Raw genomic sequence first — 21,647 nt, 5'->3', positions numbered from 1 at the left:
CAAGCCTCTGGCGCCGCGTATAGCGAAACGCGATGTCCGGGACAAAGACCAAGTGCCTGTCGGCCGAAGGGGAAACGCTGGGCCCTGCGGTGGCGCAGGCGGCGGCGGTGATCCGCGCCGGGGGCACCGTCGCGGTGCCAACCGAGACGGTCTATGGCCTGGCCGCGCGCGCCGATGATGATCTGGCGGTGGCGGCGATCTACCGCGCCAAAGGGCGCCCCGATTTCAACCCATTGATCGTCCATGTCGCCGATCTGGCGCAGGCCGAGACGATTGCCGATTTTGATGCGCCGGCACGGGCGCTGGCCGCCGCGTTCTGGCCGGGCCCGCTCACGCTGGTGTTGCCACGCCGCGCCGAGGCCAGGTTGTGCGCAGCGGTGTCGGCGGGGTTGCCGACCGTGGCGCTGCGCTGCCCCGCGCATCCGGTGATGCGCGCGCTGATCGCTGCCGCCGGTCTGCCGCTGGCGGCGCCCTCGGCCAACCGCAGCGGCGCGGTCAGCCCGACCGACGCGGCGCATGTTGCCGCCTCGCTGCGGGGGCGGATCGATCTGATCCTCGATGGCGGCACATGCGCGCGCGGGATCGAGTCAACCATCGTCGCCCCGCGTGGGGCCGGCCGGTGGGCGGTGTTGCGCCCGGGGCCGATCGCGCGGGATCAGATCGCCGCATTGCTCGGTGCGGAAAACGAAGTTCCGACAGGCACGGGGATCGAGGCGCCGGGGCAACTGGCCAGCCACTATGCGCCGGGCAAACCGGTCAGGCTGAACGCGGCGGCGCCTGCGGCCGACGAATTCATGATCGGATTTGGGGCAGTGCCCGGCGATGTCACGCTGTCGGCCGCGGGTGATCTGGCCGAGGCGGCGGCGCGGCTCTATGCCTGCCTTCATGCCGCCGCGGCCTCGGCGCAGCCGCGCGCGGCGATTGCGCCGGTGCCCGATCACGCCATCGGCGAAGCCATCAACGACCGGCTGCGCCGCGCTGCGGCTTGAAAATCATGGCTGGCAGGCCACGCTGCCGGTGCCGGTCACGCTGACTTTGCATTGCGCCTTGCCATGCACGGTGACCGTGCCGGTGCCGACGACCGATCCGGTGACTTTGCCATCGCTGGACAGGCTGCCGGTGCCGGTGCCGGCCACGTCGATCTGCGCCCGCCCTGCGGTCAATCGGGAAAGATCGGCATCGCCGGTGCCCGCCAGCGTCAACGCCAGTTTGTCGGCATGGCCGCCGCCGGTAAACGCGCCCGATCCCAGCACTTCGACATCGAGCTGACCTGCGGTGATTGCACCCACCTCGACCTTGCCCGCGCCGCCGATCGTTACGCCGACCGTCGGACCGTCCAGGCGTTCGCTCGAAATCGTGCCCGATCCGGCCATGATCAGATGATCGACCGAAGGCGTGGTGATCGTCACGGTTGCGGTGCCACCGCCGACATCGGCATCCGGCTTGCGCCCGACGCCCAGTTTGCCATCGGTCAGCACGAACCGCAGCGCGTCGACCGCGCGCGGATCGCCCGAAACCTGGATGCCGGGCGTGCCACCGCGCACGATCCGGACGGTATCGGACCCCAGCAGCGTCACCTGGCTGATCGGGTTTCCCGAAACCGCGAGTTTGGCGAGCGGTACGCCGGTGTGCCCTTCGATCGACACCACCGGGTCGTCGCAAGCGGCGAGTCCCAGCGTGGCGGAGGCGGCAAGGAGCAGGCGAGAGGCAGAAAGCAAACGGATCATGAGCCGCCCTGTTGCCAAGTTGGGAAGGGCGACAGGTTAGGGCAGCCGCCCCCCCAACGCAAGCGGGCCGCCGGAAAACCGGCGGCCCGCCTGGAGCATCACGCTCCGCTGCCAGATCGGGTCAGACCCGGATTCAGGCGGTTTCGTAGTACTTTGGCGCATGCTCGTTGAGGATCGCGAGGATCTTCTTGAGCGCGGCGGGCTCGTCGGTCTTTTCCATCGCGGCCAGTTCGCGCGCCAGGCGCGAAGAGGCTGCTTCAAAGATCTGCCGTTCGGAATAGGACTGTTCCGGCTGATCATCGGCGCGGAACAAGTCGCGCGTCACTTCGGCAATCGACACCAGATCGCCCGAATTGATCTTCGCTTCGTATTCCTGCGCGCGACGCGACCACATCGTGCGCTTGACCTTGGGCTTGCCCTTCAGCGTGTCGAGCGCCTCGCGCAGGGTCTTGTCCGACGACAGCTTGCGCATGCCGATCGCTTCGACCTTGTTGACCGGTACGCGCAAGGTCATGCGCTCTTTTTCGAAACGCAGCACATAAAGCTGCAGCTTCATCCCCGCGATTTCTTCGTTCTGCAGTTCGACCACGCGGCCGACACCATGCTTTGGATAAACGACATAATCCCCAACATCGAAGGCAAGAGCCTTGGCTGCCATTGCATATCCTTTCGACGCGGCGGGACAATGACGGGTGCGGAGACTGGAGCCGTCGTCAGTGCCTGTGCCAGGATAGGAACCTGGCAGCGCGCATTGGCGTTGGCGAGTGTGATATCCCGGGCCCTTTGGGGAAGAGGTCCGGCAAACGACCGACTTACGCGCGGTCCAGCGAAACCCAGCGATCCGTTTGCCGTCTGTCCTGCCTGATTTGTGTTGCAACACGCCGGACGAAACTTGAAGAATCCGGCGCTCGGACACCCATATAGCAAGTCTGTAACAAAATTTCCAGTGCTGTGATCACTTGGACGCGCCCAAAACCGCGCATTTCCCGGCGCCAGAGGGCGCGGGAGGCAAAATCCGGTTCGTTTTCAGGCCACGGCCCCGCTTGGCGAGAGGCCGTGCGACGGGCTCAGTCGCCTTCGCCGGGCTCTGCCGAGAAGTACTTGTCGAACTTGCCCGTTTCGCCTTTGTGTTCGTCGGCGTCGGCCGGTGGATCACGGCGCACGGTGATGTTGGGCCAGTCGGCGGAAAACTTGGCATTCAGTTCAAGCCATTGTTCCAGACCACTTTCCGTGTCGGGCAGGATCGCTTCGGCCGGGCATTCGGGTTCGCACACGCCGCAATCGATGCATTCGCTGGGATTGATCACCAGCATGTTTTCGCCCTCGTAGAAGCAATCGACGGGGCAGACCTCAACGCAGTCCATGAACTTGCACTTGATGCAGGCTTCGGTGACGACATAGGTCATGGTGGCGCTTGTTCCTCGGATCTTTGGTCTGGTCGGTTTTGTGCGTGCTAGAGGGGTCGGGGGGGGCCCGTCAAGCCCGACCCATCATCGCACCGTGCACGGGCGGGCTTTCCGCCGTGTTCTGCCCCGACGATTCGATCAGGCGATAGCACGCCTGTGCCTCGGGCGCCGGGCCCCGCCGCTGCGGGATCGCCAGCACCTCGATCACGCGCACTCCGCCATAGAGCGGCAGCACCAGCAGATCGCCCGTGCGCACGGTGGCGCTGGCGCGCTCGATGCGGCGTCCGTTCAGCCGGATATGCCCCGTGCCCGCCCATTCCTGGGCCAGCGCGCGGGTTCCTGCCAGGCGCAGGAACCACAACAGCTTGTCGATGCGGATCCCGCTGGCAGGGGCGGCCGCCACCATCAGCGCAACAATCCGGCCAGCGCGGCAAATGCGCCCGAAGCGGCCCGTGCGGTCTGTTCGGGCGGCGCGGGCGCGGCCGGGCGAGGCGGGCGCCAGTCCCACAGCGGCGGGGCAAGCGGGCCCATCGCCCCTTCGGGCAAGGCGCGCGGCATCGCCACGCGAAAGCCTCCGGCGCGCAACAGCGCCGCATAGCCGGCGGTCGACAGCCCCATCGAGCGCGCGCGCGAAGGATCGAGAAACACCCGCCGCCCGCCAATCCCGAGCCGCCGCCGATGCGCCTCCTGCAACAGCTTGTCGGCCAGATCGACCCGCAGCGCTTCGCGGCCAACCCGGCGATAGCCGACCGGCGGATCGCGCCCGGCAACCGTCGGTGGCATTGTGGCGGGCGGCGCACCCGCCGCGATGCCGCGCAGCACCGCCAGCCGCAGCCACAGTCGGACCGCATCGGGACGCAACGCCGCCGGAACAAACAGATCCAGCCCACCGATACGCACCCCCAGCCGCCGCAAGGCCTCGCGCTGGCGCGTATCGAGCCGGTCGAGCCCCGATCCCTCGCGCGAGAGCACTCCGCCGCCATCGACTATGCGCAACAGCAGCGCACGCAGATCGGGCCCGGATTCGGGTGCTTCGCCCGCACTGGCCAACCGTCGCAGCGGCGTCAGCGCGCGATCCAGCCGTGCCGCAAACCATCCAGCGATGGCGTCGCGTACGCTGTCGCGCAAGGCCGGGGCCAGCCGGTCGAGTGCGGGATCGATCCGCAAGCGCGGCTCCAGCAGGGTGCGGCCCGGTTCCAGCCGGGCCACCACGGTGTGGTCCCAGGCGATCCCTGCTTCATCCAGCGCCAGGCCATCGGGCCCTGCCGCCGCGGCAATCAGCGCGCCCGCACGGCGTGCCAGCAGGCCGGGCAAATGGCGTTCGGCGGCGGCCAGAAGCAACTTGCGATCGGATGCGCGCGCCAGCGGATCGACCACGAAACGAAATCCGGTCAGGTGCCCGATCGGTTCGTCATCGACGATCACCGCGCCCGCATCCGACAGCCGCACCGGCAACAGGCCGGCATCGTTGCCCGCCTTGCGCATCAGCACGGTGGTGCGGCGATTGACGAAGCGTTCGGTCAGCCGCGCGTGCAGCGCGTCGGACAACCGCGTTTCGACCCCGCGTGCGCGTGCCGCCATTTCCTCGCGCGCGATCACCCAATCGGGCCGCTGCGCAATATAGGCCCAACTGCGGATCGCCGCGATCCGGCCTTGCAGCGTGTGGATATCGCCCGCCGGATTGTCGAGCTGGGCAATCGCCTGGGCGACATAATCGGCGCCGAGATAGCCGCGCGCCAGATCCTGCCACAGCCGCGCAACGAACCGCGCGTGGGTTTCGGCCCCCTGCTGGCGAAAATCGGGCAGGCAGCACACTTGCCAGAACCGCCGCACCGCCGTCTCGCCGCGCACGGTGCCCGCCACATCGCCGTCGCCCGCCAACAGGCGCAACACCGACAGGTCGATCGCCTCGGGGGGGCTGGCCAGTTGGGGCCGGGGCGGCGGGCTGGTCAGGTCCGCGATCAGCGTGTCGAGCGAGGCAAACCGCACATCGGCCTCGCGCCAGAACAGGCGGGTCAGCGGGGCAAACCGGTGTTCCTCGATGGCATAGACTTCATCGTCGGCAAATTCGGCACTGTGCGCGCCCAGCCCGGCCAGCGTGCCGAACGTGCCATCGCGCTGGTGCCGCCCGGCGCGACCCGCGATCTGCGCCATTTCCGCCGTGGTCAGCCGCCGCTGGCGATGGCCGTCGTACTTGGTCAGCCCGGCAAACGCGACATGGTGGACATCGAGATTGAGCCCCATGCCGATCGCATCGGTGGCGACCAGATAATCGACTTCGCCGGCCTGATACATCGCCACCTGGGCATTGCGGGTCTGTGGTGACAACGCGCCCATCACCACCGCCGCGCCGCCGCGAAACCGCCGCAGCATTTCGGCCATGGCATAGACCTGTTCGGCGCTGAACGCGACGATCGCGCTGCGCGGCGGAATGCGCGACAGTTTTTTGGCGCCGACATGGCTGAGCGTCGAAAAGCGCGGGCGGCTGATCACTTCGGCCTCGGGCACCAGCGCGCGGATCATCGGTTCTAGCGTGGCCGAGCCCAGGATCATGGTCTCTTCGCGACCGCGCGTGTGCAGCAGGCGGTCGGTGAACACATGGCCGCGTTCGGGATCGGCCGACAGTTGCGCCTCGTCGATGCCGACGAAGGCCAGATCGGGGCGGTGCGGCATGGCTTCGGCGGTGCACAGCAGCCAGCGCGCATTCTTCGGCTCGATGCGTTCTTCGCCGGTGATCAGGGCAACCCGGTCGGCGCCCTTGATCGCCACCACCCGGTCATAGACCTCACGCGCCAGCAGCCGCAGCGGAAAGCCGATGGCGCCCGAGGAATGCGCGCAGAGCCGTTCGATGGCGAGATGGGTCTTGCCGGTGTTGGTCGGCCCCAGCACGGCACGCACTGCGCCGCGCCCGTCGGCGGTCCGGTCACCGAGCCATGACTGCTTGCTGGCCATGCGTCGAAATGTGGCGCGCGCGCCGCCCAAGCGCAAGCCGACGCCGGGGCATTATCCCCGGCGCCGGCGAAAAAATTTCGGGCAATCGGTGGCAGGCGTTGCGACGGGCTCAGCCGTCGTAATCGGCGCCCAGCGAGGTGTTGCGCACCGGTGCGGCGGCGGTGATCCGCAGCGCTTCGGCCGATTGCGACAGCGAGCCGATCTCGTCGACCTGATCGTCATCATCGGGCAGCACGCGCTGCAGCGACTGGATCACGTTTTCCTTGAGCACCGAAGGCCGCACGGTTTCGTCGGCGATTTCGCGCAGGGCGACCACGGGGTTCTTGTCACGATCGCGATCGATCGTCAGTTCGGCGCCGCCCGAAATCGCGCGAGCGCGTTCGGCCGCCAGCAGCACGAGATCGAAACGGTTGGGAACCTTGTCGACGCAATCTTCGACGGTAACGCGCGCCATCAGGGCACTCCGTAAATCTGACCGGGAGGGAAGGGCAAGAGCGGGCCACTAGGGCGCTGTGCCCCCAGAGTCAAGGATTCGCGTGATCAGTCGCCCCGGATGTCGTCGATCAGGTCGGTCACCCAGACATAGAGATCGTGGTTTTCGGTGTTGACCAGTCGGCGCAGCAACGATCCCGCCGTCATCGCGCCGACCCAGGTGATCGCCAGCGCCCACAGCGTATCGAGCGCGCCCGCCGCCAGATGCCAGATCGCCACGACCGCCAGCGGCCACACGACCACCGCGATGGCCATCCGCACATAGAGGAAATTCGCCAGAATCTGGAATATCACCGCCGATAGGGTCAGCCCCGCACCGATGCACAGCAGGGGATGCCAGCCGTGAACATACCACAGCCAGACGCCCAACGCCCAGCCCGCCGCCAGCCCCGGCAAGGTGATCACGAAGAAGGCCAGCCGCCGCCCGACGTACCACAACGCGACCAGCAGCGCGATTGTCGTCGCCCCCGTCGGCACTTTGCCATAGAGCGCGACGAGCGTGTGCAGTGCGGGTGCCGCGCGATCGAGCGCGTACCACAGCAGATCCATCATAAAGCCCCCGGTCAGTCTGGGTCCGGGTTCCGGGGTATCGTCGGCCTGATGCGGCGCACAGCGCAGGCCGCTCCGCAATGAACCTATAGGGCGGCCTGCGCCAGTGTTTCGAGCACCAGCGCGGCGTGCTCCTTTCGGCAGATCAGCAAATCGGGCATATAGGTATCGCGCCGGTTGTAGACCAGCGCCGAGCCATCGACGCGGCTGGCGTGCAACCCGTGTGCCAGCGCCACCGCCACTGGGGCGCACGAATCCCATTCATACTGCCCACCGGTGTGCAGATAGATATCGGCCTGCCCCAGCACCACCGCCATCGCCTTGGCCCCGGCGCTACCCATCGGCAGCAATTCGGCATCGAGGGCCTGCGCTACCGCCAACGCCTCTTTGGCGGGGCGGGTGCGGCTGACCACCATGCGCAGCCGCGCGGGTGCCGGGGGCACGGGGGTCGGTTGATCGCTGCGCAGGACCAGCCCGGCGCCGGGCAGCGCCACCGCGCCCACTGTCGCTACGCCATCGATCGCCAGCCCGACATGGACGGCCCAGTCGGCGCGCGCCTCGCCATATTCGCGCGTGCCATCGACCGGATCGACAATCCACACCCGCGCATGGGTCAGGCGGTCGAGATTGTCCTTTTCCTCTTCCGACAACAACGCATCGGCGGGCCGGGCGGCACGCAAGGCATGGCACAGAAACTGGTTGGCGGTGGCATCGCCGGCGCTGCCCAGCGCCTTGTCGCGCAACACGTCGCAATCGCGCACGCACAGCAGCAGGCGGCCCGCCGCTTCGGCCAGGTGCGCGGCGAGCGCGGCATCGGTCAGCGCTTTGTCAGTCATCGGGGCGCTTTCCATCAGATCGTTGGCATCCAGTGGCCCAGGATGCGGTCGACGATGCGTTCGGCGGCATCTTCGGCGGCTTCGCGCGTCGTGTCGACCCGGATTTCGGGCCGTTCGGGCGCTTCATAGGGGCTATCGATGCCGGTGAAGTTCTTCAACGTGCCGGCGCGCGCCTTTTTGTAGAGGCCCTTCACGTCGCGCCGCTCGGCTTCTTCGAGCGGGGTGTCGATGAACACTTCGACAAATTCGCCCGGCGCCATCATCGCGCGCACCATGTCGCGTTCGGCGCGGAACGGGCTGATGAAGGCAGTGATCACGATCAGCCCGGCATCGGTCATCAGCCGCGCGACTTCGCCCACGCGGCGGATGTTTTCGATGCGGTCCGCCTCGGTAAAGCCCAGATCCTTGTTCAGCCCGTGGCGGACATTGTCACCGTCGAGCAGGAAGGTGTGCTTGCCCATGGCATGCAGTTTTTTCTCGACCAGGTTGGCAATGGTCGATTTGCCCGATCCCGACAGGCCGGTGAACCACAGCACATGCGCAGTCTGGCCGTTGAGCGCGGCGCGCGCCTCACGCGTGACGTCGAGCGCCTGCCAGTGGACATTCTGCGCGCGGCGCAACGCGAAATGCAGCATGCCGGCCGCCACCGTGGCATTGGTGATCTTGTCGATCAGGATAAAGCCGCCCAACGTGCGGTTGTCGGCATAGGCCTCGAACACGACCGGTTTGTCGGTGGTCAGTTCGACCACGCCGATCGCATTGAGATCGAGCGTCTTGGCCGCCATGTGTTCCATGGTGTTGACGTTCACCACATATTTGGGCGGCTGCACGGTGGCCGACACGGTCTGCGTCGCCAGCTTCAGCCAGTAGGCGCGGCCCGGTATCAGCGCTTCGTCGTTCAGCCAGACCAGCGTCGTTTCGAACTGGTCGGCCACTTGCGGGGGGTGATCGGCGGGCGCGATCACATCGCCGCGCGAACAGTCGATTTCATCGGCCAGGCACAGCGTCACCGATTGCCCGGCCACCGCTTCGGCCAGATCGCCGCCCTGCGTCACGATACGCGACACCGTGCTGGTCTTGCCCGAGGGCAGCACGCGGATGGCATCGCCGGGGCGCAGCGCGCCGCTGGCGATCAGCCCGGCAAAGCCCCGGAAATCGAGATTGGGCCGGTTGACCCATTGGACCGGCAGGCGAAACGGCCGCTCGCGGTCGATCTCGGCATTGACGTCGACGCTTTCGAGATGGTCGATCAGCGTCGGCCCGCGATACCACGGGGTGCGGTCCGACAGCGTGGTGACATTGTCGCCGGCAAAGCCCGAAATCGGCAGCGCGGTGAACTGGTCAATCCCGATCGAGCGCGCAAACGCGGTATAGTCGTGCACGATGGCGTCGAACCGGGCCTGATCATAGTCGACCAGATCCATCTTGTTGACGGCCAGAACGATGTTCCTGATGCCGATCAGGTGGCACAGATAGGAATGGCGCCGGGTCTGCACCAGCACGCCCTTGCGCGCGTCGACCAAGATCACCGCCAGATCGGCGGTCGAGGCGCCGGTGATCATGTTGCGCGTGTACTGTTCGTGGCCCGGACAATCGGCGACGATGAATTTGCGCTTTTCGGTGTTGAAGAAGCGATAGGCGACATCGATAGTGATGCCCTGTTCGCGCTCGGCGGCCAGACCATCGACCAGCAACGCGAAATCGATCGCCTGGCCCTGTGTGCCGACTCGCCGCGAATCGGCTTCGAGCGCGGCAAGCTGGTCTTCGAAGATCATCTTCGAATCATAGAGCAGCCGCCCGATCAGCGTCGATTTGCCGTCGTCCACGCTGCCGCAGGTGATGAAGCGCAGCATCGTCTTGTGCTGATGCACGTCGAGATAGGCATCGATGTCGGCCGCGATCAGTTCGTCAACGACATAGACCGGGCCTGCGGGGGGGATCGGATCGGTCATCAGAAATACCCCTGCTGCTTTTTAACTTCCATCCCCGCGCCGCCCGCATCCTTGTCGATCGCGCGGCCCTGACGTTCGCTGGTGGTGGTCAGCAAGGTCTCCTGGATCACCTCTGGCAAAGTCTGTGCGGTGCTTTCAACCGCGCCGGTCAGCGGATAGCAGCCCAGCGTGCGAAAGCGGATCGAGCGCATCTGCGGCACTTCGCCGGGGCGCAGCGGAAAACGATCGTCATCGACCATCAGCAGCATGCCGTCGCGTTCGACCGTCGGGCGTTCCTCGGCGAAATAGAGCGGCACGATCGGCACGTGGTTGAGATGGATATATTGCCAGATATCCAGCTCGGTCCAGTTCGAGATCGGGAACACGCGGATCGATTCGCCCTTGGCCTTGCGCGCGTTGTACAGGTTCCACAGCTCGGGGCGCTGGTTCTTGGGGTCCCACCCGTGACTGGCGGTGCGGAACGAGAAGATCCGCTCCTTGGCGCGCGATTTCTCCTCGTCGCGGCGCGCGCCGCCGAACGCCGCGTCGAACCCCCATTTGTCGAGCGCCTGCTTCAACCCTTCGGTCTTCCACATGTCGGTGTGCAGCGCGCCGTGGTCGAACGGGTTGATCCCGCGTGCGGCGGCTTCGGGGTTTTGATAGACCAGCAGATCCATCCCGCTTTCGCGCGCCATGCGATCGCGCAGATCGTACATCGCGCGGAATTTCCAGGTGGTATCGACATGCAGCAGCGGAAACGGCGGCGGGCTGGGATAGAACGCCAGCCGCGCCAGATGCAGCATGACCGCGCTGTCCTTGCCCACCGAATAGAGCATCACCGGGTTCTGCGCCTCGGCGACAACCTCGCGCATGATGTGGATCGCTTCGGCCTCTAGCCGGGCAAGGTGGGTCAGCGTGGGTCGGTCGGTCATGATGCCTGCGGTCAAAAGGGGTCTCGGCCAGATCGGCTGCGCCTTGCAGACCTGAACCTCCCATATGGGAGCAAAATGCTTGACGCGTGCTTCCGGGCCATGCCACCCCGGCGCCATGGCCGTTCTGTCCGCCGATCATCGCGAGCTGTTCCTGCCCCTGATCGAGGGGATTCACGAAAGCCCACCATGGGGCGTGTTCCTGCGCAATCTGGTGGCGCGGATGGTGGCGCGCCGCGCGTTCATGATCATCACCCTGGCCAATGCGGCGCCCGATCAGGCGCCTTCGGTGATCCATGTTGCCGCGCCGCGCGCCGCGCAGGAAGATCCGATCGATTTTCGCCGTCTCGAAGCCTTGCGCCTGCATCCCTATGGCGCGCTCCGGCCGGGGCGGATCTATGCGCTGGATGAAATGCTCGACTACGACGATCGCGCGCAACTGGCGGTGCAGCGCGCGGCATTGGCGCAGATGGGCATCCGTTATGGGCGCTGGCTGCGCGTTTCGGCGGGCGGCGCGGCGGATGCCTGGCTGGTGCTGGTGCGCGAGCGCGAGGATTTCAGCGGCGCGGCGGTGGCGCTGCTCGATGCGGTGGCGGTGCACCTGGCCGCCGCGCTGCGCACGCTGGCGGCGCTGATCGACCAGCGGTTGCAGACCGCGCTGGCCACCGCCGCGCTGGGTCGGCTGGGGGTGGGGCAACTGGCGTTCGATGGCGAGGGTCGGGTGATGGCCGCCGATCCGGTGGCCGAACGCATGCTGACGCTGGTGCCCGAACCGGGCGGCCGGCCGGGGCGGCGGCTGCATCTGCGTGCCGATGCGGCGCGGCGGCTGGAGGCGGTGTGCGCCATGCTTGCCGCCGATCCCGCGGCCTCGCCCCAGGTGGTGCGGATCGATGACACGCGCGACAGCGATCTGTTGCTGCGGCGGTCGGACCTGATGCTGGCCGAACCCGGTGCGCACCCGGCGGTGATCGGCGTGGTGCGACAGGCCTTGCGCGAACCGGCGCGCGCGGCAATCCGCATCCTGGCCGCGCGCCACGGCCTGTCCGCCAACGAGGCGGCGCTGGCGCACGCGCTGTCGCTGGGCGAATCGCTGGGCGAGGCAGGCGCGCGCCTGCACCTGACGGTCGAGACGGCGCGCAACTATTCAAAGCGGATCTATGCCAAGACCGGCGCGCGTGGGCAGGCCGATCTGGTCAGGATCGTGCTGACCGGCCTTGCCCCATTCGGCTGAGCTCAATCGTCCCCGTAGGAACTCGCACCCATTTCCTCGGGCGCCAGATCGGAAAACCGTGTGATGCGCGGTTCGAAGCGCAGCCGGACTTTGCCGGTCGACCCGTGGCGCTGTTTGGCGACGATCAGTTCGGCCAGACCATAGACGCGTTCCATTGCGGCGGCCCAGGCGGCGTGTTCCTCGTGAATCTTGGCCTCGTCACCATCGACCGGGCGCTTGGGCTCGCGTGAGGCGACGTAATAGTCTTCGCGGAACACGAACCACACCATGTCGGCGTCCTGTTCGATCGAGCCGGATTCGCGCAAGTCCGACAGCATCGGGCGCTTGTCTTCGCGCTGTTCGACCGCGCGCGACAACTGCGACAGCGCGATCACCGGCACCGACAGTTCCTTGGCCAGCGTCTTGAGGCCCCGGCTGATTTCGGAGATTTCGTTGACGCGGTTGTCGGTCCGGCCCGACCCTTGCAGCAATTGCAGATAGTCGACCACGATCAGGCCGATATCGTGGCGCCGCTTCAACCGTCGCGCGCGGGCGCGCAGCGCGCTGATCGACAGCGCCGGGGTGTCGTCGATGAACAGCGGCAATTCGGCCAGCCGCTGGCTGGCGAACGACAGTTGCTGGAAATCCTCGCGGCTGATCCGGCCCATGCGCAAAGCTTCGGAACTGATCCCCGACTGTTCGGCCAGGATACGCGTGGCGAGCTGGTCGGCGCTCATTTCCAGGCTGAAGAACGCCACACCAGCGCCCACCGAATCCTTGGGCGTGATGCCGTCGGCGATGTCGCGGCGCAACCGGTCGGCCGCGTTGAAGGCAATGTTGGTGACAAGGCTGGTCTTGCCCATGCCGGGGCGTCCGGCCAGGATGATCAGGTCGGAATCGTGCAGGCCGCCGATCTTTTCGTTGACCGAGGTCAGCCCGGTGGTCTTGCCCGAAATATGCCCGCCCGACAGCAGCGCCTTTTCGATCATTTCAAGCGAAGCGCGCGTGGCGGTGGCGAAACTCTGCGCCTCGCTGCCGGTCTGCGCGCCTTCGGCCACGGCATAGAGTGCGGCTTCGGCGGATTCGATCTGGCCCAGCGGCGACACGCTTTCGCTGGTGTCCATGGCCTGTTCGACCAGCGTGCGGCCAACCGTGATCAGTTCGCGCAGCAACGCCAGGTCATAGATCTGTTGCGCCAGTTCGCGCGGCGCCAGCAAGCCCTGCCCGTCGGCGGTCAGCCGCGCCAGATAGGCCGTGCCGCCCAGTTCCTTCAACCCTTCGTCGGTTTCGAAATAGGGTTTCAGCGTGACCGGCGTGACCACCGCCTTGCGGTCGATCAGCGCGGCAATGCGCGAAAACACCCGGCCATGAACGGCGGCAAAGAAATGCTCGGCAGTCAGCGGGCAGGTCATTTCTTCGAGGATACGGTTGTCGATCAGCACGGCGCCCAGAAACGCGGCCTCTGCCTCGACATTGGCGGGAAGCGCGCGCACGGCGTCGGGCTCGCGCTGCAGGATGGTGGTGGTCAGGGACATGCCTGCCACAGTGCCCTGTTCCGCGCGCGGCGACAAGACGAGCGCACAGTTTGCCCCTGTGGATAGCGGGGAGGGCTTGCCGATGGCTTGGCCTCTATGCCATCACCGGCGCGACCATGGCGGATCTGCGTATTTCCCATATCGAACTCGACGAAACGACGATCATCTGGCGCAACGCCGATATCGAACAGGAACGTCGTATCGCGATCTTCGATCTGATCGAGGAAAACAGCTTCAAGCCGCTGCGCGCATTTGCCGCAGGGCATCTGGGGCCCTATCACTTGCGCCTGTCGGTCGATGACGGTCGGCTGGGGCTGGCGGTGACAGACGAGGCCGGACTTCATCTGGAAACGGTGATACTCGGGCTCGGCCGGTTTCGTCGCCCGATCCGTGACTATTTCGCGATCTGCGAATCGTATTATCAGGCGATTCGCCGCGCCACCGCGCAGGAAATCGAAACGATCGACATGGCCCGGCGCGGCGTCCACAACGATGCTGCGACGATGTTGCTCGAACGTCTGGAGGGCAAGATCGAGACCGATTTTCCCACCGCCCGCCGCCTGTTTACGCTAATCTGCGTTTTGCATATCAAGGGCTAAAGCATCGTGGTACCGGTTTTTTGCAATAAACGATGCGAAAACAAAGACTCCAGACCATGATTCGATTGAGATTGAACGCATCATGTTCTGGTTCGGGGCATTTGTTTTGAAACGGGAATTTTGATGGTTGCCAGGGCAGGGCTGAAACGCTGGCTGCTGCTGCCGGTGCTCGTATGCGCGCTGGCGGCGGCGGCGCTGGCGGGTTGGTGGTGGGTGATCCACTGGGCGCCCGATCGTGCGCGCTATCCCACGCAAGGGGTGTGGCTTGATGCGGCATCCGGTCCGGTCGAATGGGCCACGCTGAGGGCCAGCGGGCCGGGCGGGCATGGCGCCGATTTCGTCTATCTGACCGCCAGTACCGGGGCCGGCGATCGCGATCCCGCGTTTGCCGCCGGGTTCGATGCGGCGCGGGCCGCCGGGCTGCAGGTGGGGGCGGTGCATGTCTATGACTTGTGCGTGCCCGCCGATGTGCAGGCCAGCAATTTCGTCACCACCGTGCCGCGCGACAAACACATGCTGCCCGCCGCGATCGCGCTCGATATTGATGCCCGGCGCTGTCCCGATCCCCCGGGCGAAGCCTCGATCGACAGCGAACTGACGACCTTTCTCAACGAAGTCGAACGCCACCTGGGCCGTCCGGTGGTGCTGATGCCGACCGCGGCGGTGGAGGCGCGCTATCACCTGGCGGCGCGGATCGACCGCAACGTGTGGGTGATCGGCGACTTTCGTCCGCCGGGCTATGTCGCGCGGCCCTGGGTGCTGTGGACGGCCACACACCGGCTGCATGTCGCCGGGGTCGATGGTCCGGTGCGCTGGGTGGTGGTGCAACAATGACGCAGGTTTTTGATCGCGAACGCCTGATCGCCGACGCGCATACAGCCATGGCGCAGGCCTATGCGCCCTATTCGGGGTTCCACGTCGGGGCCGCGCTGGGCTTTGCCGACGGCACCGTGGTGACCGGTAGCAATTTCGAAAACGCCAGCTATGGCCTGTCGCTCTGCGCCGAAACGGTTGCCGCGGCGCAGGCCAGCCAGCAGGGCCATCGCGCCGGGCTGATCGCGGTGGCGGTAGTCGGCGGACCGGGTGGAACGCCGGGCGCGGTGGTGGCCCCGTGCGGACGTTGCCGCCAGATCCTGCACGAACTGGCCGCGCTGGGCGGTACCGATCCGCTGATAATCGCGGTGGGCGCGCAGGAAACCGTGGAAATGCGGTTGAGCGCGCTCTTGCCTCTGGCGTTTGGCCCGGCCAATCTGGAACAATAACGTTCCCCAACCGAAAGGCACGTCTTGGCCATCCTGTCCGACCGCTGGATCCGCGAAAAAGCGCTTTCCGACGGCATGATCGAACCCTTTGTCGAAAGCCAGCGGCGCGATGGCTGCATCAGCTATGGCCTGTCGTCCTATGGCTATGACGCGCGTGTGGCCGACGAATTCAAGATTTTCACCAATGTCGATTCGGCGGTGGTGGACCCCAAGGATTTTGCCGCCAATTCGTTTGTCGATCGCAAGGTGCCGGTCTGCGTCATCCCGCCCAACAGCTTTGCCCTGGCGCGCACGGTCGAATATTTCCGCGTGCCGCGTGATGTGCTGGTGATCTGCCTTGGCAAATCGACGTATGCCCGCTGCGGCATCATCGTCAACGTCACCCCGCTCGAGCCCGGCTGGGAAGGCCACGTGACGCTGGAATTTTCCAACACCACGCCCTTGCCCGCCAAGATCTATGCCAACGAAGGCGCGTGCCAGTTCCTGTTTCTGCAAGGCAACGAGCCGTGCGAGACCAGCTATGCCGACCGCGCCGGCAAATACATGGGCCAGCGTGGGGTCACCCTGCCAAGGATTTGATTGCCGAGGCCCCCACGCTGTCTTAATCAGACGGTTAAAGCACTTGTGGGGGAAGAGGATATGGCACGGATCTATGACATCGTCGTCTATGGCGCGACCGGGTACACCGGACGGCTGGTGGCGGAATACCTGGCCCACCGGCACGGCGCCTCGGGCCTGAAATGGGCGATGGCGGGGCGCAGCGCCGCCAAACTGGGCGAAGTGCGGGATCTGATCGGCGCGCCGGCCGATACGCCGCTGATACTGGCCGACAGCGACGATCCCGCCTCGTTGGCCGCGATGGCGGCCTCTACCCATGTGGTGGTGACGACTGTCGGGCCCTATCAGCTCTATGGCACCGATGTGCTGGCGGCCTGTGTTGCGGCGGGTACGCACTATGCCGATCTGTGCGGCGAACCGGTGTGGATGCGCCAGATGATCGACCGATTCGACGTCGAGGCGCGGGCCAGCGGCGCGCGCATCGCGTTTTCGTCGGGGTTCGATTCGATCCCGTTCGATCTGGGCGTACTGTCGTTGCAGGCCGAAGCGGTCGCACAGTTCGGCACGCCCGCGCCGCGCGTCAAATGCCGCGTGCGCGCGATGCAGGGCGGTTTTTCGGGTGGCACCGCCTACAGCCTGACCGCGACGCTGGCGGCCATTGCCAAAGAGCCCGCGCTGGGCCGCATCATGGCCAGCCCCTTCGGCCTGACGCCGGGCTTTACCGGCCCGGACCAGCCGCGCGCCGATGTACCGATGTTTGACGATGCCACCGGCAGTTGGGCCGCGCCGTTTGTCATGGCGGTGATCAACACCAAGAATGTCCACCGCACCAACTTGCTGCTGGGGCATCCGTTTGGGGTCGATTTCGTCTATGACGAAATGGTCCTGACAGGCCCCGGCGATCAGGGCCAGGCGGTGGCCGAATATCTGGCCAAAACGCCGATGATAGGCAAGCCGACCGATCCCAAGCCGGGCGAAGGCCCCACCCCCGAAGAGCGCGCGAACGGGCACTACGATGTGCTGTTCATTGGCGAATGGCCCGACGGGCGCACATTGCGCTATGGCGTCAAGGGCCGCTACGATCCGGGCTATGGCTCGACCAGCCGGATGATCGCCGAAACCGGAATTGCCTTGCGCGAAAGCACCGCGCCTGGCGGAATCGGCACACCGGGTTCGATTCTGGGCGCGGCGCTGGTCAAACGCCTGCAGGATCACGCCGAGATTGGTTTCGCGGTTGAATCCTAATTCCGGCGCAGTGCGGTGACGCAGGCGCTGCGATCGACATCGCGTCCGTCGCCGCGCCGCGCATCGACATAGGTCACGGTGGCGCGGCCACCATGGTCGTCGGGGTAGAGATAGGCATCCAGCACGCAGGCCGTGCCCGACCATTGCAGTTTGCGTGCATCGCCGTCGCGAATGTCGAGCCGGGGCGGGCCGAACTGGCGGATCAGCGCATCGGCATCGGCGCCGATCACCCCGCCCAGCCCGGCTTCGCGCAGCGGAGCGTGGTGCACGGGATGGGGCTGCGGTTGGCTGACGGTGGTTGTCGGCGGCGCCACTATGCCCCCGCCGCACGCGGCCAGCAACAGCACCAGGGGTATCGGCAGGATCGCACGCATTACCGCCCCGCCATCGCGCGCGGGACTCGTCCTGTCAATCGAGGCGGCGATGCATCCGTCCCGGTCGCGCTGCACCTTGTCGCAAGCGCGGCAAAGCTCTAGGCGACCGGCATCCTTGCCTTGCGGAGACGCCAATAGTGACCCAGACCACCCCCCGTTACGATGTCGTCGCGATCGGCAATGCGATTGTCGATGTCATGGCCCCGGCGCATGACGACGATATTTCCCGGCTCGATCTGGCCAAGGGCGGGATGACGCTGGTCGATGAACCGCGCGCGCATGATCTTTATGCCGCGATGGGTCCGGCGCGCGAAATCTCGGGCGGGTCGGCGGCCAACACATTGGCCGGGATGGCCGCGCTGGGATCGCCGTGCGCCTTTATCGGCCAGGTCGCCGATGATCAGTTGGGCGAAGTGTTTGCCCACGATATCCGCGCCGCCGGGATTGCCTTTGCCACCCCGGTGCGCAGCGGTCAGCCGACCACCGCGCGCTGCCTGATCTTCGTGACGCCCGACGGGCAGCGCACGATGAACACATTTCTGGGCGCATCGCAGTTCCTGCCGGCCGAGGCGCTGGACGAAAGCGTGATCGCCGATGCCAAAGTGCTCTATCTCGAAGGCTATCTATGGGACCCCGAAGAGCCCCGCCGCGCGATGCGCCGCGCAATCGCGGCGGCGCGCGCCGCCGGGCGCAAGGTGGCCTTCACGCTGTCCGATGCCTTTGTGATTGCCCGCCATGGCGATGATTTCCGCGCGCTGATCGCGGCGGGCGAACTCGACATCCTGTTTGCCAATGAACACGAACTGGCCGCGTTGACCGGGTGCGAGGATTTTCACGACGGCATTGCCGCGTTGGCAGACAAGATCCCGACGCTGGTGGTCACCCGTAGCGACAAGGGCGCGCATGCGGTCAGCGGGGGCGAACACGCGCATGTCGCCGCCGCACCGGTGGCCCAGGTGGTTGATACCACTGGCGCGGGCGATTTGTTTGCGGCCGGGTTCCTCTATGGCCATGTCCGCGATCTGCCGCTGGAAACCTGCCTGTCGCTGGGTGCCGTGTGCGCGGCCGAAGTGATTTCGCACTATGGCGCGCGGCCAGAGGCGGATTTGCGCGCGCTCGTCGCGCCGCTGCTGGGCGAATAGGTATTTGTCTTTCCGCCGGGGGCACGCGCACGCTAACGTTTGCGGCATGACCCCGTTCGACCCGCTCGATCACCCGCACCGGCGCCGCAATCTCCTGACCGGGCGCTGGGTGCTGGTCTCTCCGCACCGCGCCAAACGCCCGTGGCAGGGCGAAGTGGGCGATGCGGCGCCGCGTGGCGGGCCATCGTACGATCCGGCGTGCTATCTGTGCCCGGGCAACACGCGCACCGGGGGCGAAACCAACCCGGACTATGCCGCCACGCTGGTCTTCCCCAACGATTTTCCCGCGCTGATGCCCGATACCCCCGCGCCCAATGGGGGGGATGATCTGTTTGTCAGTGCCCCTGCGCGCGGGCTGGCGCGGGTGATCTGCTATTCACCCGATCACGGCAAGACACTGCCCGATCTCGACACCGCGGCGGTGCGCGCGCTGATCGATACCTGGGCCGACCAGACCACCGAACTGGCGGCCCGGTTCGACTATGTCCAGGTGTTCGAAAACAAGGGCGCGATGATGGGGTGTTCCAGCCCGCACCCGCATGGCCAGATCTGGGCGAGCGATTTCGTGCCGAGCGAACTGGCCGACGAAGATCGCGAACAGGCCGCCTGGCATCGTGCGCACGGTGATGCTTTGCTGGGCGAAGTGGCGCGGCGCGAACTGGCCTTGGGCGAGCGCGTGGTTGCGGTCAACGCGCATTGGCTGGCGGTGGTGCCGTTCTGGGCCTCGTGGCCGTTCGAGGTGCTGCTGATTGCGCGCGATGCGGTGGCGCGCATCGATGATCTGTCCGATCCCGCGCGCGATGCGCTGGCGCGGATGCTGCGCGCAATCACCGGGCGCTATGATGCGCTGTTCGATTGCCAGATGCCCTATTCGATGGGCTGGCATCAGGCGCCGGGGCACAGCGCCGCGCCCGGGGCCTGGCGCCTGCACGCGCATTTCTATCCGCCCCTGCTGCGCTCTGCCACGGTGCGCAAATTCATGGTCGGGTACGAAATGCTGGCCGAACCGCAACGCGACCTGACCCCCGAAGTCGCCGCCGCGCGTTTGCGTGATGTTACCCCTGCCAACGGCGCGCAGGCATGACCCCAACAGGCACGACACTGGCGGCGCGGCTGCGGGCCGGGTTTGTCCAGGCGTTCGGCGCCGCGCCGCAGATCGCGGCGCGCGCGCCGGGCCGCGTCAACCTGATCGGCGAACACACCGATTACAACCAGGGCTTTGCCATGCCGATGGCGATCGGCCCGGAAACGCGGGTGGCCTTCACCCCGCAGGCGGGCGGGCGGCTGTACGTGGCGGCGCTCGATTTCGGCGAAGACGACGCGTTCGATCCCGCGCGCGTCGGCCCGCACCAGGGCGGCGGCTGGCGCAATTATGTGCGCGGCGTGGTCGATGAACTGAACCGCGCCGGCATCGCCGTGCCGGGCGGCACACTGGCCATTGCGGGCAGTCTGGCGCGCGGCACGGGGCTGTCATCGTCCGCCAGTCTGGAAGTGGCACTGGCGCACGCGCTGCTCGCGGCGGCGGGCGCCGACTGGACCGCGCTCGACATCGCGCTGCTGGCCCAGCGCGCCGAATGTGGCTTTCCCGGCGTGCGCTGCGGCAATCTTGACCAGATTGCCAGCGCGGCAACCCGCGCGGGCCATGCGCTGTTGATCGATTGCCGCAGCCTGGCCCTGCGCCAGATCGTGCTGCCCGGTGATCTGGCGGTGATGATCGTGCAATCGGGGGTGGAACGCGGGCTGGTCGATGGGGAATACAACACCCGCCGTATCGAATGCGAACGCGCCGCCGCGCATCTGGGCGTGGCGGCGTTGCGCGATGCCGACGATGCCATGCTGGCCGCCGCCAAAGCCACGCTCGATGATCGCGCCTGGCACCGCGCGCGCCATGTGATCGGCGACAATCGTCGCACGCTCGAAGCCGCCGAGGCGCTCGCCGCCGACGATCTGGTCACGACCGGGCGGTTGATGCGCGAAGCACACGTGTCGCAGGCGCACGATTTCGGCATCACCGTGCCCGACACCGACCGGTTGGCCGCCTTGCTCGACCACGCGATCGGCGATGAAGGCGGCGCGCGCCAGACCGGCGGCGGATTTGGCGGCGCGGTCGTTGCGATCATGCGTGCCGACCGCGTCGAGGCTGTCCGCGCCGCCGTACTCGACGGCTATCGCACCCCGACCGGCGCGTTGCCCGACATCACGGTAGAAGCTCCTGCCGATGGGGCGGGGATCACGTCGGTCTAACCCGGCGCGACTTGCGCCATGATCGCCAGCGGCCGGCCCTCGTTGTCGTTGAAGAATGCCATCCATTCCTCGGTGCCGTCATCGTGGCGATGGATCATGTGCGGTGCACGGGTAAACAGGATGCCGCGCTCGCCAAGCCGGGCACAGGCGGCGCGGATATCATCGACCCGGAAATAGAGGATCGACTGGGCGGGATCGCCATCACCCTGCGACAGCAACAGGCGTGTCCCCCCACAATTGAAGAACGCCATATTTCCAAACGAATAGAGGTGTTCCAGGCTCAGCACCTCGCCATACCAGCGCCGAGCCTCGGCAATATCGGTTACGCTGCGCGATATCTGTCCGATTGCGCCGATCGTGATAGTCTGGTCCATGCCAGGCTCCCTGTTCGCCAGATTGCTGTCGCGACGCACGCCGTCCCACACCCGCAATGCGCGGCGGTTGGCCAGGCCAAGCTTTTGCAGCGCGTTGCCGACATGGTATTTGACGGCGTCCAGGCTGACGCCTTGCGCGCGGGCGATCGCGGGATTCGACAGGCCGTGGCGCACGCCTTCGACCACCCGCCATTCCGCGGGGGTCAGACTGTCGTCAAAGCGTGGGCGGCCTCTGGTCATGGCGCCACCATAACGCCGGTCGGGCCGATTTTCCCTACCCGA

23 protein-coding genes are annotated in these 21,647 nt (G+C 66.5%); 10 read left to right on the top strand and 13 right to left on the bottom strand.

Features of this window, described 5'->3' with window-relative positions; genetic code table 11:
• Nucleotides 1-32: 32 nt before the first annotated feature.
• Entirely contained in the window at nucleotides 33-989 is a 957-nt protein-coding gene (locus tag AQZ49_RS12980; protein WP_067616305.1) for an L-threonylcarbamoyladenylate synthase, read from the top strand.
• Between the two features lie 3 nt (nucleotides 990-992).
• Here AQZ49_RS12980 and AQZ49_RS12975 read toward each other — a convergent pair whose 3' ends face one another.
• From AQZ49_RS12975 to cysD, 10 genes are all read right to left on the bottom strand, one after another.
• Complete coding sequence (locus AQZ49_RS12975) at nucleotides 993-1,727, bottom strand: GIN domain-containing protein (protein WP_082701761.1); 735 nt, start codon at nucleotides 1,725-1,727, stop codon at nucleotides 993-995.
• A 133-nt stretch (nucleotides 1,728-1,860) separates the two neighbouring features.
• Nucleotides 1,861-2,385 carry a CarD family transcriptional regulator gene (locus AQZ49_RS12970; RefSeq protein WP_067616303.1) on the bottom strand — a complete coding sequence of 175 codons (525 nt, stop codon included), beginning with the start codon at nucleotides 2,383-2,385 and terminating at the stop codon, nucleotides 1,861-1,863.
• A gap of 409 nt (nucleotides 2,386-2,794) precedes the next feature.
• Nucleotides 2,795-3,133 carry a ferredoxin FdxA gene (gene fdxA, locus AQZ49_RS12965; RefSeq protein ID WP_067616301.1) on the bottom strand — a complete coding sequence of 113 codons (339 nt, stop codon included), beginning with the start codon at nucleotides 3,131-3,133 and terminating at the stop codon, nucleotides 2,795-2,797.
• 70 nt (nucleotides 3,134-3,203) lie between these two features.
• Nucleotides 3,204-3,539, bottom strand: a complete 336-nt coding sequence (locus AQZ49_RS12960) for an RNA-binding S4 domain-containing protein (protein ID WP_067616299.1) — start codon at nucleotides 3,537-3,539, stop codon at nucleotides 3,204-3,206.
• Nucleotides 3,539-6,085: a helicase-related protein gene (locus AQZ49_RS12955; protein ID WP_067616297.1), complete on the bottom strand. Its 2,547-nt coding sequence runs from the start codon at nucleotides 6,083-6,085 to the stop codon at nucleotides 3,539-3,541. The genes AQZ49_RS12960 and AQZ49_RS12955 overlap by 1 nt, the downstream gene beginning before the upstream one ends.
• Nucleotides 6,086-6,194: 109 nt before the next feature.
• The gene (rpoZ, locus tag AQZ49_RS12950; RefSeq protein WP_067616295.1) at nucleotides 6,195-6,539 is read right to left on the bottom strand and encodes a DNA-directed RNA polymerase subunit omega; all 345 of its coding nucleotides are present in this window, start codon (nucleotides 6,537-6,539) and stop codon (nucleotides 6,195-6,197) included.
• Between the two features lie 86 nt (nucleotides 6,540-6,625).
• Nucleotides 6,626-7,129, bottom strand: coding sequence for a hypothetical protein (locus AQZ49_RS12945; protein ID WP_156428292.1), 504 nt, complete (start codon nucleotides 7,127-7,129; stop codon nucleotides 6,626-6,628).
• A gap of 83 nt (nucleotides 7,130-7,212) precedes the next feature.
• Nucleotides 7,213-7,962 (bottom strand): 3'(2'),5'-bisphosphate nucleotidase CysQ, encoded by a 750-nt coding sequence (locus AQZ49_RS12940; RefSeq protein ID WP_067616640.1) that lies wholly within the window; start codon nucleotides 7,960-7,962, stop codon nucleotides 7,213-7,215.
• Nucleotides 7,963-7,976: 14 nt separating this feature from the next.
• Nucleotides 7,977-9,914, bottom strand: coding sequence for a sulfate adenylyltransferase subunit CysN (cysN, locus tag AQZ49_RS12935; protein WP_067616292.1), 1,938 nt, complete (start codon nucleotides 9,912-9,914; stop codon nucleotides 7,977-7,979).
• The gene (gene cysD / locus AQZ49_RS12930) at nucleotides 9,914-10,825 is read right to left on the bottom strand and encodes a sulfate adenylyltransferase subunit CysD (protein ID WP_067616290.1); all 912 of its coding nucleotides are present in this window, start codon (nucleotides 10,823-10,825) and stop codon (nucleotides 9,914-9,916) included. The genes cysN and cysD overlap by 1 nt, the downstream gene beginning before the upstream one ends.
• A gap of 115 nt (nucleotides 10,826-10,940) precedes the next feature.
• On the opposite strand from cysD, the gene AQZ49_RS12925 reads away from it, so the two are divergent.
• Complete coding sequence (locus AQZ49_RS12925) at nucleotides 10,941-12,053, top strand: helix-turn-helix transcriptional regulator (protein ID WP_067616288.1); 1,113 nt, start codon at nucleotides 10,941-10,943, stop codon at nucleotides 12,051-12,053.
• A gap of 2 nt (nucleotides 12,054-12,055) precedes the next feature.
• Here the strand turns inward: AQZ49_RS12925 and AQZ49_RS12920 are convergent, their stop codons facing one another.
• Nucleotides 12,056-13,567, bottom strand: coding sequence for a replicative DNA helicase (locus AQZ49_RS12920; protein ID WP_067616286.1), 1,512 nt, complete (start codon nucleotides 13,565-13,567; stop codon nucleotides 12,056-12,058).
• A 116-nt stretch (nucleotides 13,568-13,683) separates the two neighbouring features.
• Here AQZ49_RS12920 and AQZ49_RS12915 point away from each other — a divergent pair, with 116 nt between their 5' ends.
• The 5 genes from AQZ49_RS12915 to AQZ49_RS12895 all read left to right on the top strand — a co-directional run bounded on the left by AQZ49_RS12915 (nucleotide 13,684) and on the right by AQZ49_RS12895 (nucleotide 17,231).
• On the top strand, nucleotides 13,684-14,166 hold the full coding sequence (locus tag AQZ49_RS12915; RefSeq protein WP_067616284.1) for a UPF0262 family protein: 483 nt from the start codon (nucleotides 13,684-13,686) through the stop codon (nucleotides 14,164-14,166).
• Between the two features lie 123 nt (nucleotides 14,167-14,289).
• The gene (locus AQZ49_RS12910; RefSeq protein ID WP_067616282.1) at nucleotides 14,290-15,000 is read left to right on the top strand and encodes a glycoside hydrolase family 25 protein; all 711 of its coding nucleotides are present in this window, start codon (nucleotides 14,290-14,292) and stop codon (nucleotides 14,998-15,000) included.
• On the top strand, nucleotides 14,997-15,428 hold the full coding sequence (locus AQZ49_RS12905; protein WP_067616280.1) for a cytidine deaminase: 432 nt from the start codon (nucleotides 14,997-14,999) through the stop codon (nucleotides 15,426-15,428). The genes AQZ49_RS12910 and AQZ49_RS12905 overlap by 4 nt, the downstream gene beginning before the upstream one ends.
• Before the next feature lie 24 nt (nucleotides 15,429-15,452).
• On the top strand, nucleotides 15,453-16,007 hold the full coding sequence (dcd, locus tag AQZ49_RS12900) for a dCTP deaminase (protein ID WP_067616278.1): 555 nt from the start codon (nucleotides 15,453-15,455) through the stop codon (nucleotides 16,005-16,007).
• A 60-nt stretch (nucleotides 16,008-16,067) separates the two neighbouring features.
• Nucleotides 16,068-17,231 carry a saccharopine dehydrogenase family protein gene (locus AQZ49_RS12895; RefSeq protein ID WP_067616276.1) on the top strand — a complete coding sequence of 388 codons (1,164 nt, stop codon included), beginning with the start codon at nucleotides 16,068-16,070 and terminating at the stop codon, nucleotides 17,229-17,231.
• On the opposite strand, the gene AQZ49_RS12890 is transcribed toward AQZ49_RS12895, so the two are convergent.
• Entirely contained in the window at nucleotides 17,228-17,605 is a 378-nt protein-coding gene (locus tag AQZ49_RS12890; RefSeq protein WP_067616638.1) for a hypothetical protein, read from the bottom strand. The two genes, AQZ49_RS12895 and AQZ49_RS12890, sit on opposite strands and share 4 nt — an antisense overlap.
• Nucleotides 17,606-17,802: 197 nt before the next feature.
• Here AQZ49_RS12890 and AQZ49_RS12885 point away from each other — a divergent pair, with 197 nt between their 5' ends.
• The 3 genes from AQZ49_RS12885 to galK are packed head-to-tail and all read left to right on the top strand — an operon-like array spanning nucleotide 17,803 to nucleotide 20,991.
• Entirely contained in the window at nucleotides 17,803-18,747 is a 945-nt protein-coding gene (locus AQZ49_RS12885) for an adenosine kinase (RefSeq protein ID WP_197411038.1), read from the top strand.
• A 46-nt stretch (nucleotides 18,748-18,793) separates the two neighbouring features.
• Nucleotides 18,794-19,831: a UDP-glucose--hexose-1-phosphate uridylyltransferase gene (locus AQZ49_RS12880; RefSeq protein WP_067616274.1), complete on the top strand. Its 1,038-nt coding sequence runs from the start codon at nucleotides 18,794-18,796 to the stop codon at nucleotides 19,829-19,831.
• On the top strand, nucleotides 19,828-20,991 hold the full coding sequence (gene galK / locus AQZ49_RS12875) for a galactokinase (RefSeq protein ID WP_067616272.1): 1,164 nt from the start codon (nucleotides 19,828-19,830) through the stop codon (nucleotides 20,989-20,991). Before AQZ49_RS12880 ends, galK begins: the two co-directional genes overlap by 4 nt.
• Here galK and AQZ49_RS12870 read toward each other — a convergent pair.
• Nucleotides 20,988-21,605, bottom strand: a complete 618-nt coding sequence (locus tag AQZ49_RS12870; RefSeq protein ID WP_082701760.1) for a LuxR C-terminal-related transcriptional regulator — start codon at nucleotides 21,603-21,605, stop codon at nucleotides 20,988-20,990. The genes galK and AQZ49_RS12870 overlap by 4 nt on opposite strands.
• Between the last annotated feature and the right edge of the window lie 42 nt (nucleotides 21,606-21,647).

Source organism: Novosphingobium sp. FSW06-99 (assembly GCF_001519065.1).
Lineage (GTDB): Bacteria > Pseudomonadota > Alphaproteobacteria > Sphingomonadales > Sphingomonadaceae > Novosphingobium.
The sequence above is the reverse complement of the archived record's forward strand: the minus strand, read 5'-3'. Positions and strand labels throughout refer to the sequence as shown.

Coding starts and splice junctions, on each gene's coding strand:
- galK (WP_067616272.1), top strand. CDS start 19,828: ATGACCCCAACAGGCACGACACTGGCGGCGCGGCTGCGGGCCGGGTTT.
- AQZ49_RS12960 (WP_067616299.1), bottom strand. CDS start 3,539: ATGGTGGCGGCCGCCCCTGCCAGCGGGATCCGCATCGACAAGCTGTTG.
- AQZ49_RS12905 (WP_067616280.1), top strand. CDS start 14,997: ATGACGCAGGTTTTTGATCGCGAACGCCTGATCGCCGACGCGCATACA.
- AQZ49_RS12970 (WP_067616303.1), bottom strand. CDS start 2,385: ATGGCAGCCAAGGCTCTTGCCTTCGATGTTGGGGATTATGTCGTTTAT.
- AQZ49_RS12955 (WP_067616297.1), bottom strand. CDS start 6,085: ATGGCCAGCAAGCAGTCATGGCTCGGTGACCGGACCGCCGACGGGCGC.
- rpoZ (WP_067616295.1), bottom strand. CDS start 6,539: ATGGCGCGCGTTACCGTCGAAGATTGCGTCGACAAGGTTCCCAACCGT.
- AQZ49_RS12880 (WP_067616274.1), top strand. CDS start 18,794: ATGACCCCGTTCGACCCGCTCGATCACCCGCACCGGCGCCGCAATCTC.
- cysN (WP_067616292.1), bottom strand. CDS start 9,914: ATGACCGATCCGATCCCCCCCGCAGGCCCGGTCTATGTCGTTGACGAA.
- AQZ49_RS12870 (WP_082701760.1), bottom strand. CDS start 21,605: ATGACCAGAGGCCGCCCACGCTTTGACGACAGTCTGACCCCCGCGGAA.
- AQZ49_RS12915 (WP_067616284.1), top strand. CDS start 13,684: ATGGCGGATCTGCGTATTTCCCATATCGAACTCGACGAAACGACGATC.
- AQZ49_RS12910 (WP_067616282.1), top strand. CDS start 14,290: ATGGTTGCCAGGGCAGGGCTGAAACGCTGGCTGCTGCTGCCGGTGCTC.
- fdxA (WP_067616301.1), bottom strand. CDS start 3,133: ATGACCTATGTCGTCACCGAAGCCTGCATCAAGTGCAAGTTCATGGAC.
- AQZ49_RS12945 (WP_156428292.1), bottom strand. CDS start 7,129: ATGATGGATCTGCTGTGGTACGCGCTCGATCGCGCGGCACCCGCACTG.
- AQZ49_RS12920 (WP_067616286.1), bottom strand. CDS start 13,567: ATGTCCCTGACCACCACCATCCTGCAGCGCGAGCCCGACGCCGTGCGC.
- AQZ49_RS12885 (WP_197411038.1), top strand. CDS start 17,803: ATGGCCCCGGCGCATGACGACGATATTTCCCGGCTCGATCTGGCCAAG.
- AQZ49_RS12925 (WP_067616288.1), top strand. CDS start 10,941: ATGGCCGTTCTGTCCGCCGATCATCGCGAGCTGTTCCTGCCCCTGATC.
- AQZ49_RS12890 (WP_067616638.1), bottom strand. CDS start 17,605: ATGCGTGCGATCCTGCCGATACCCCTGGTGCTGTTGCTGGCCGCGTGC.
- cysD (WP_067616290.1), bottom strand. CDS start 10,825: ATGACCGACCGACCCACGCTGACCCACCTTGCCCGGCTAGAGGCCGAA.
- AQZ49_RS12975 (WP_082701761.1), bottom strand. CDS start 1,727: ATGATCCGTTTGCTTTCTGCCTCTCGCCTGCTCCTTGCCGCCTCCGCC.
- AQZ49_RS12980 (WP_067616305.1), top strand. CDS start 33: ATGTCCGGGACAAAGACCAAGTGCCTGTCGGCCGAAGGGGAAACGCTG.
- AQZ49_RS12940 (WP_067616640.1), bottom strand. CDS start 7,962: ATGACTGACAAAGCGCTGACCGATGCCGCGCTCGCCGCGCACCTGGCC.
- AQZ49_RS12895 (WP_067616276.1), top strand. CDS start 16,068: ATGGCACGGATCTATGACATCGTCGTCTATGGCGCGACCGGGTACACC.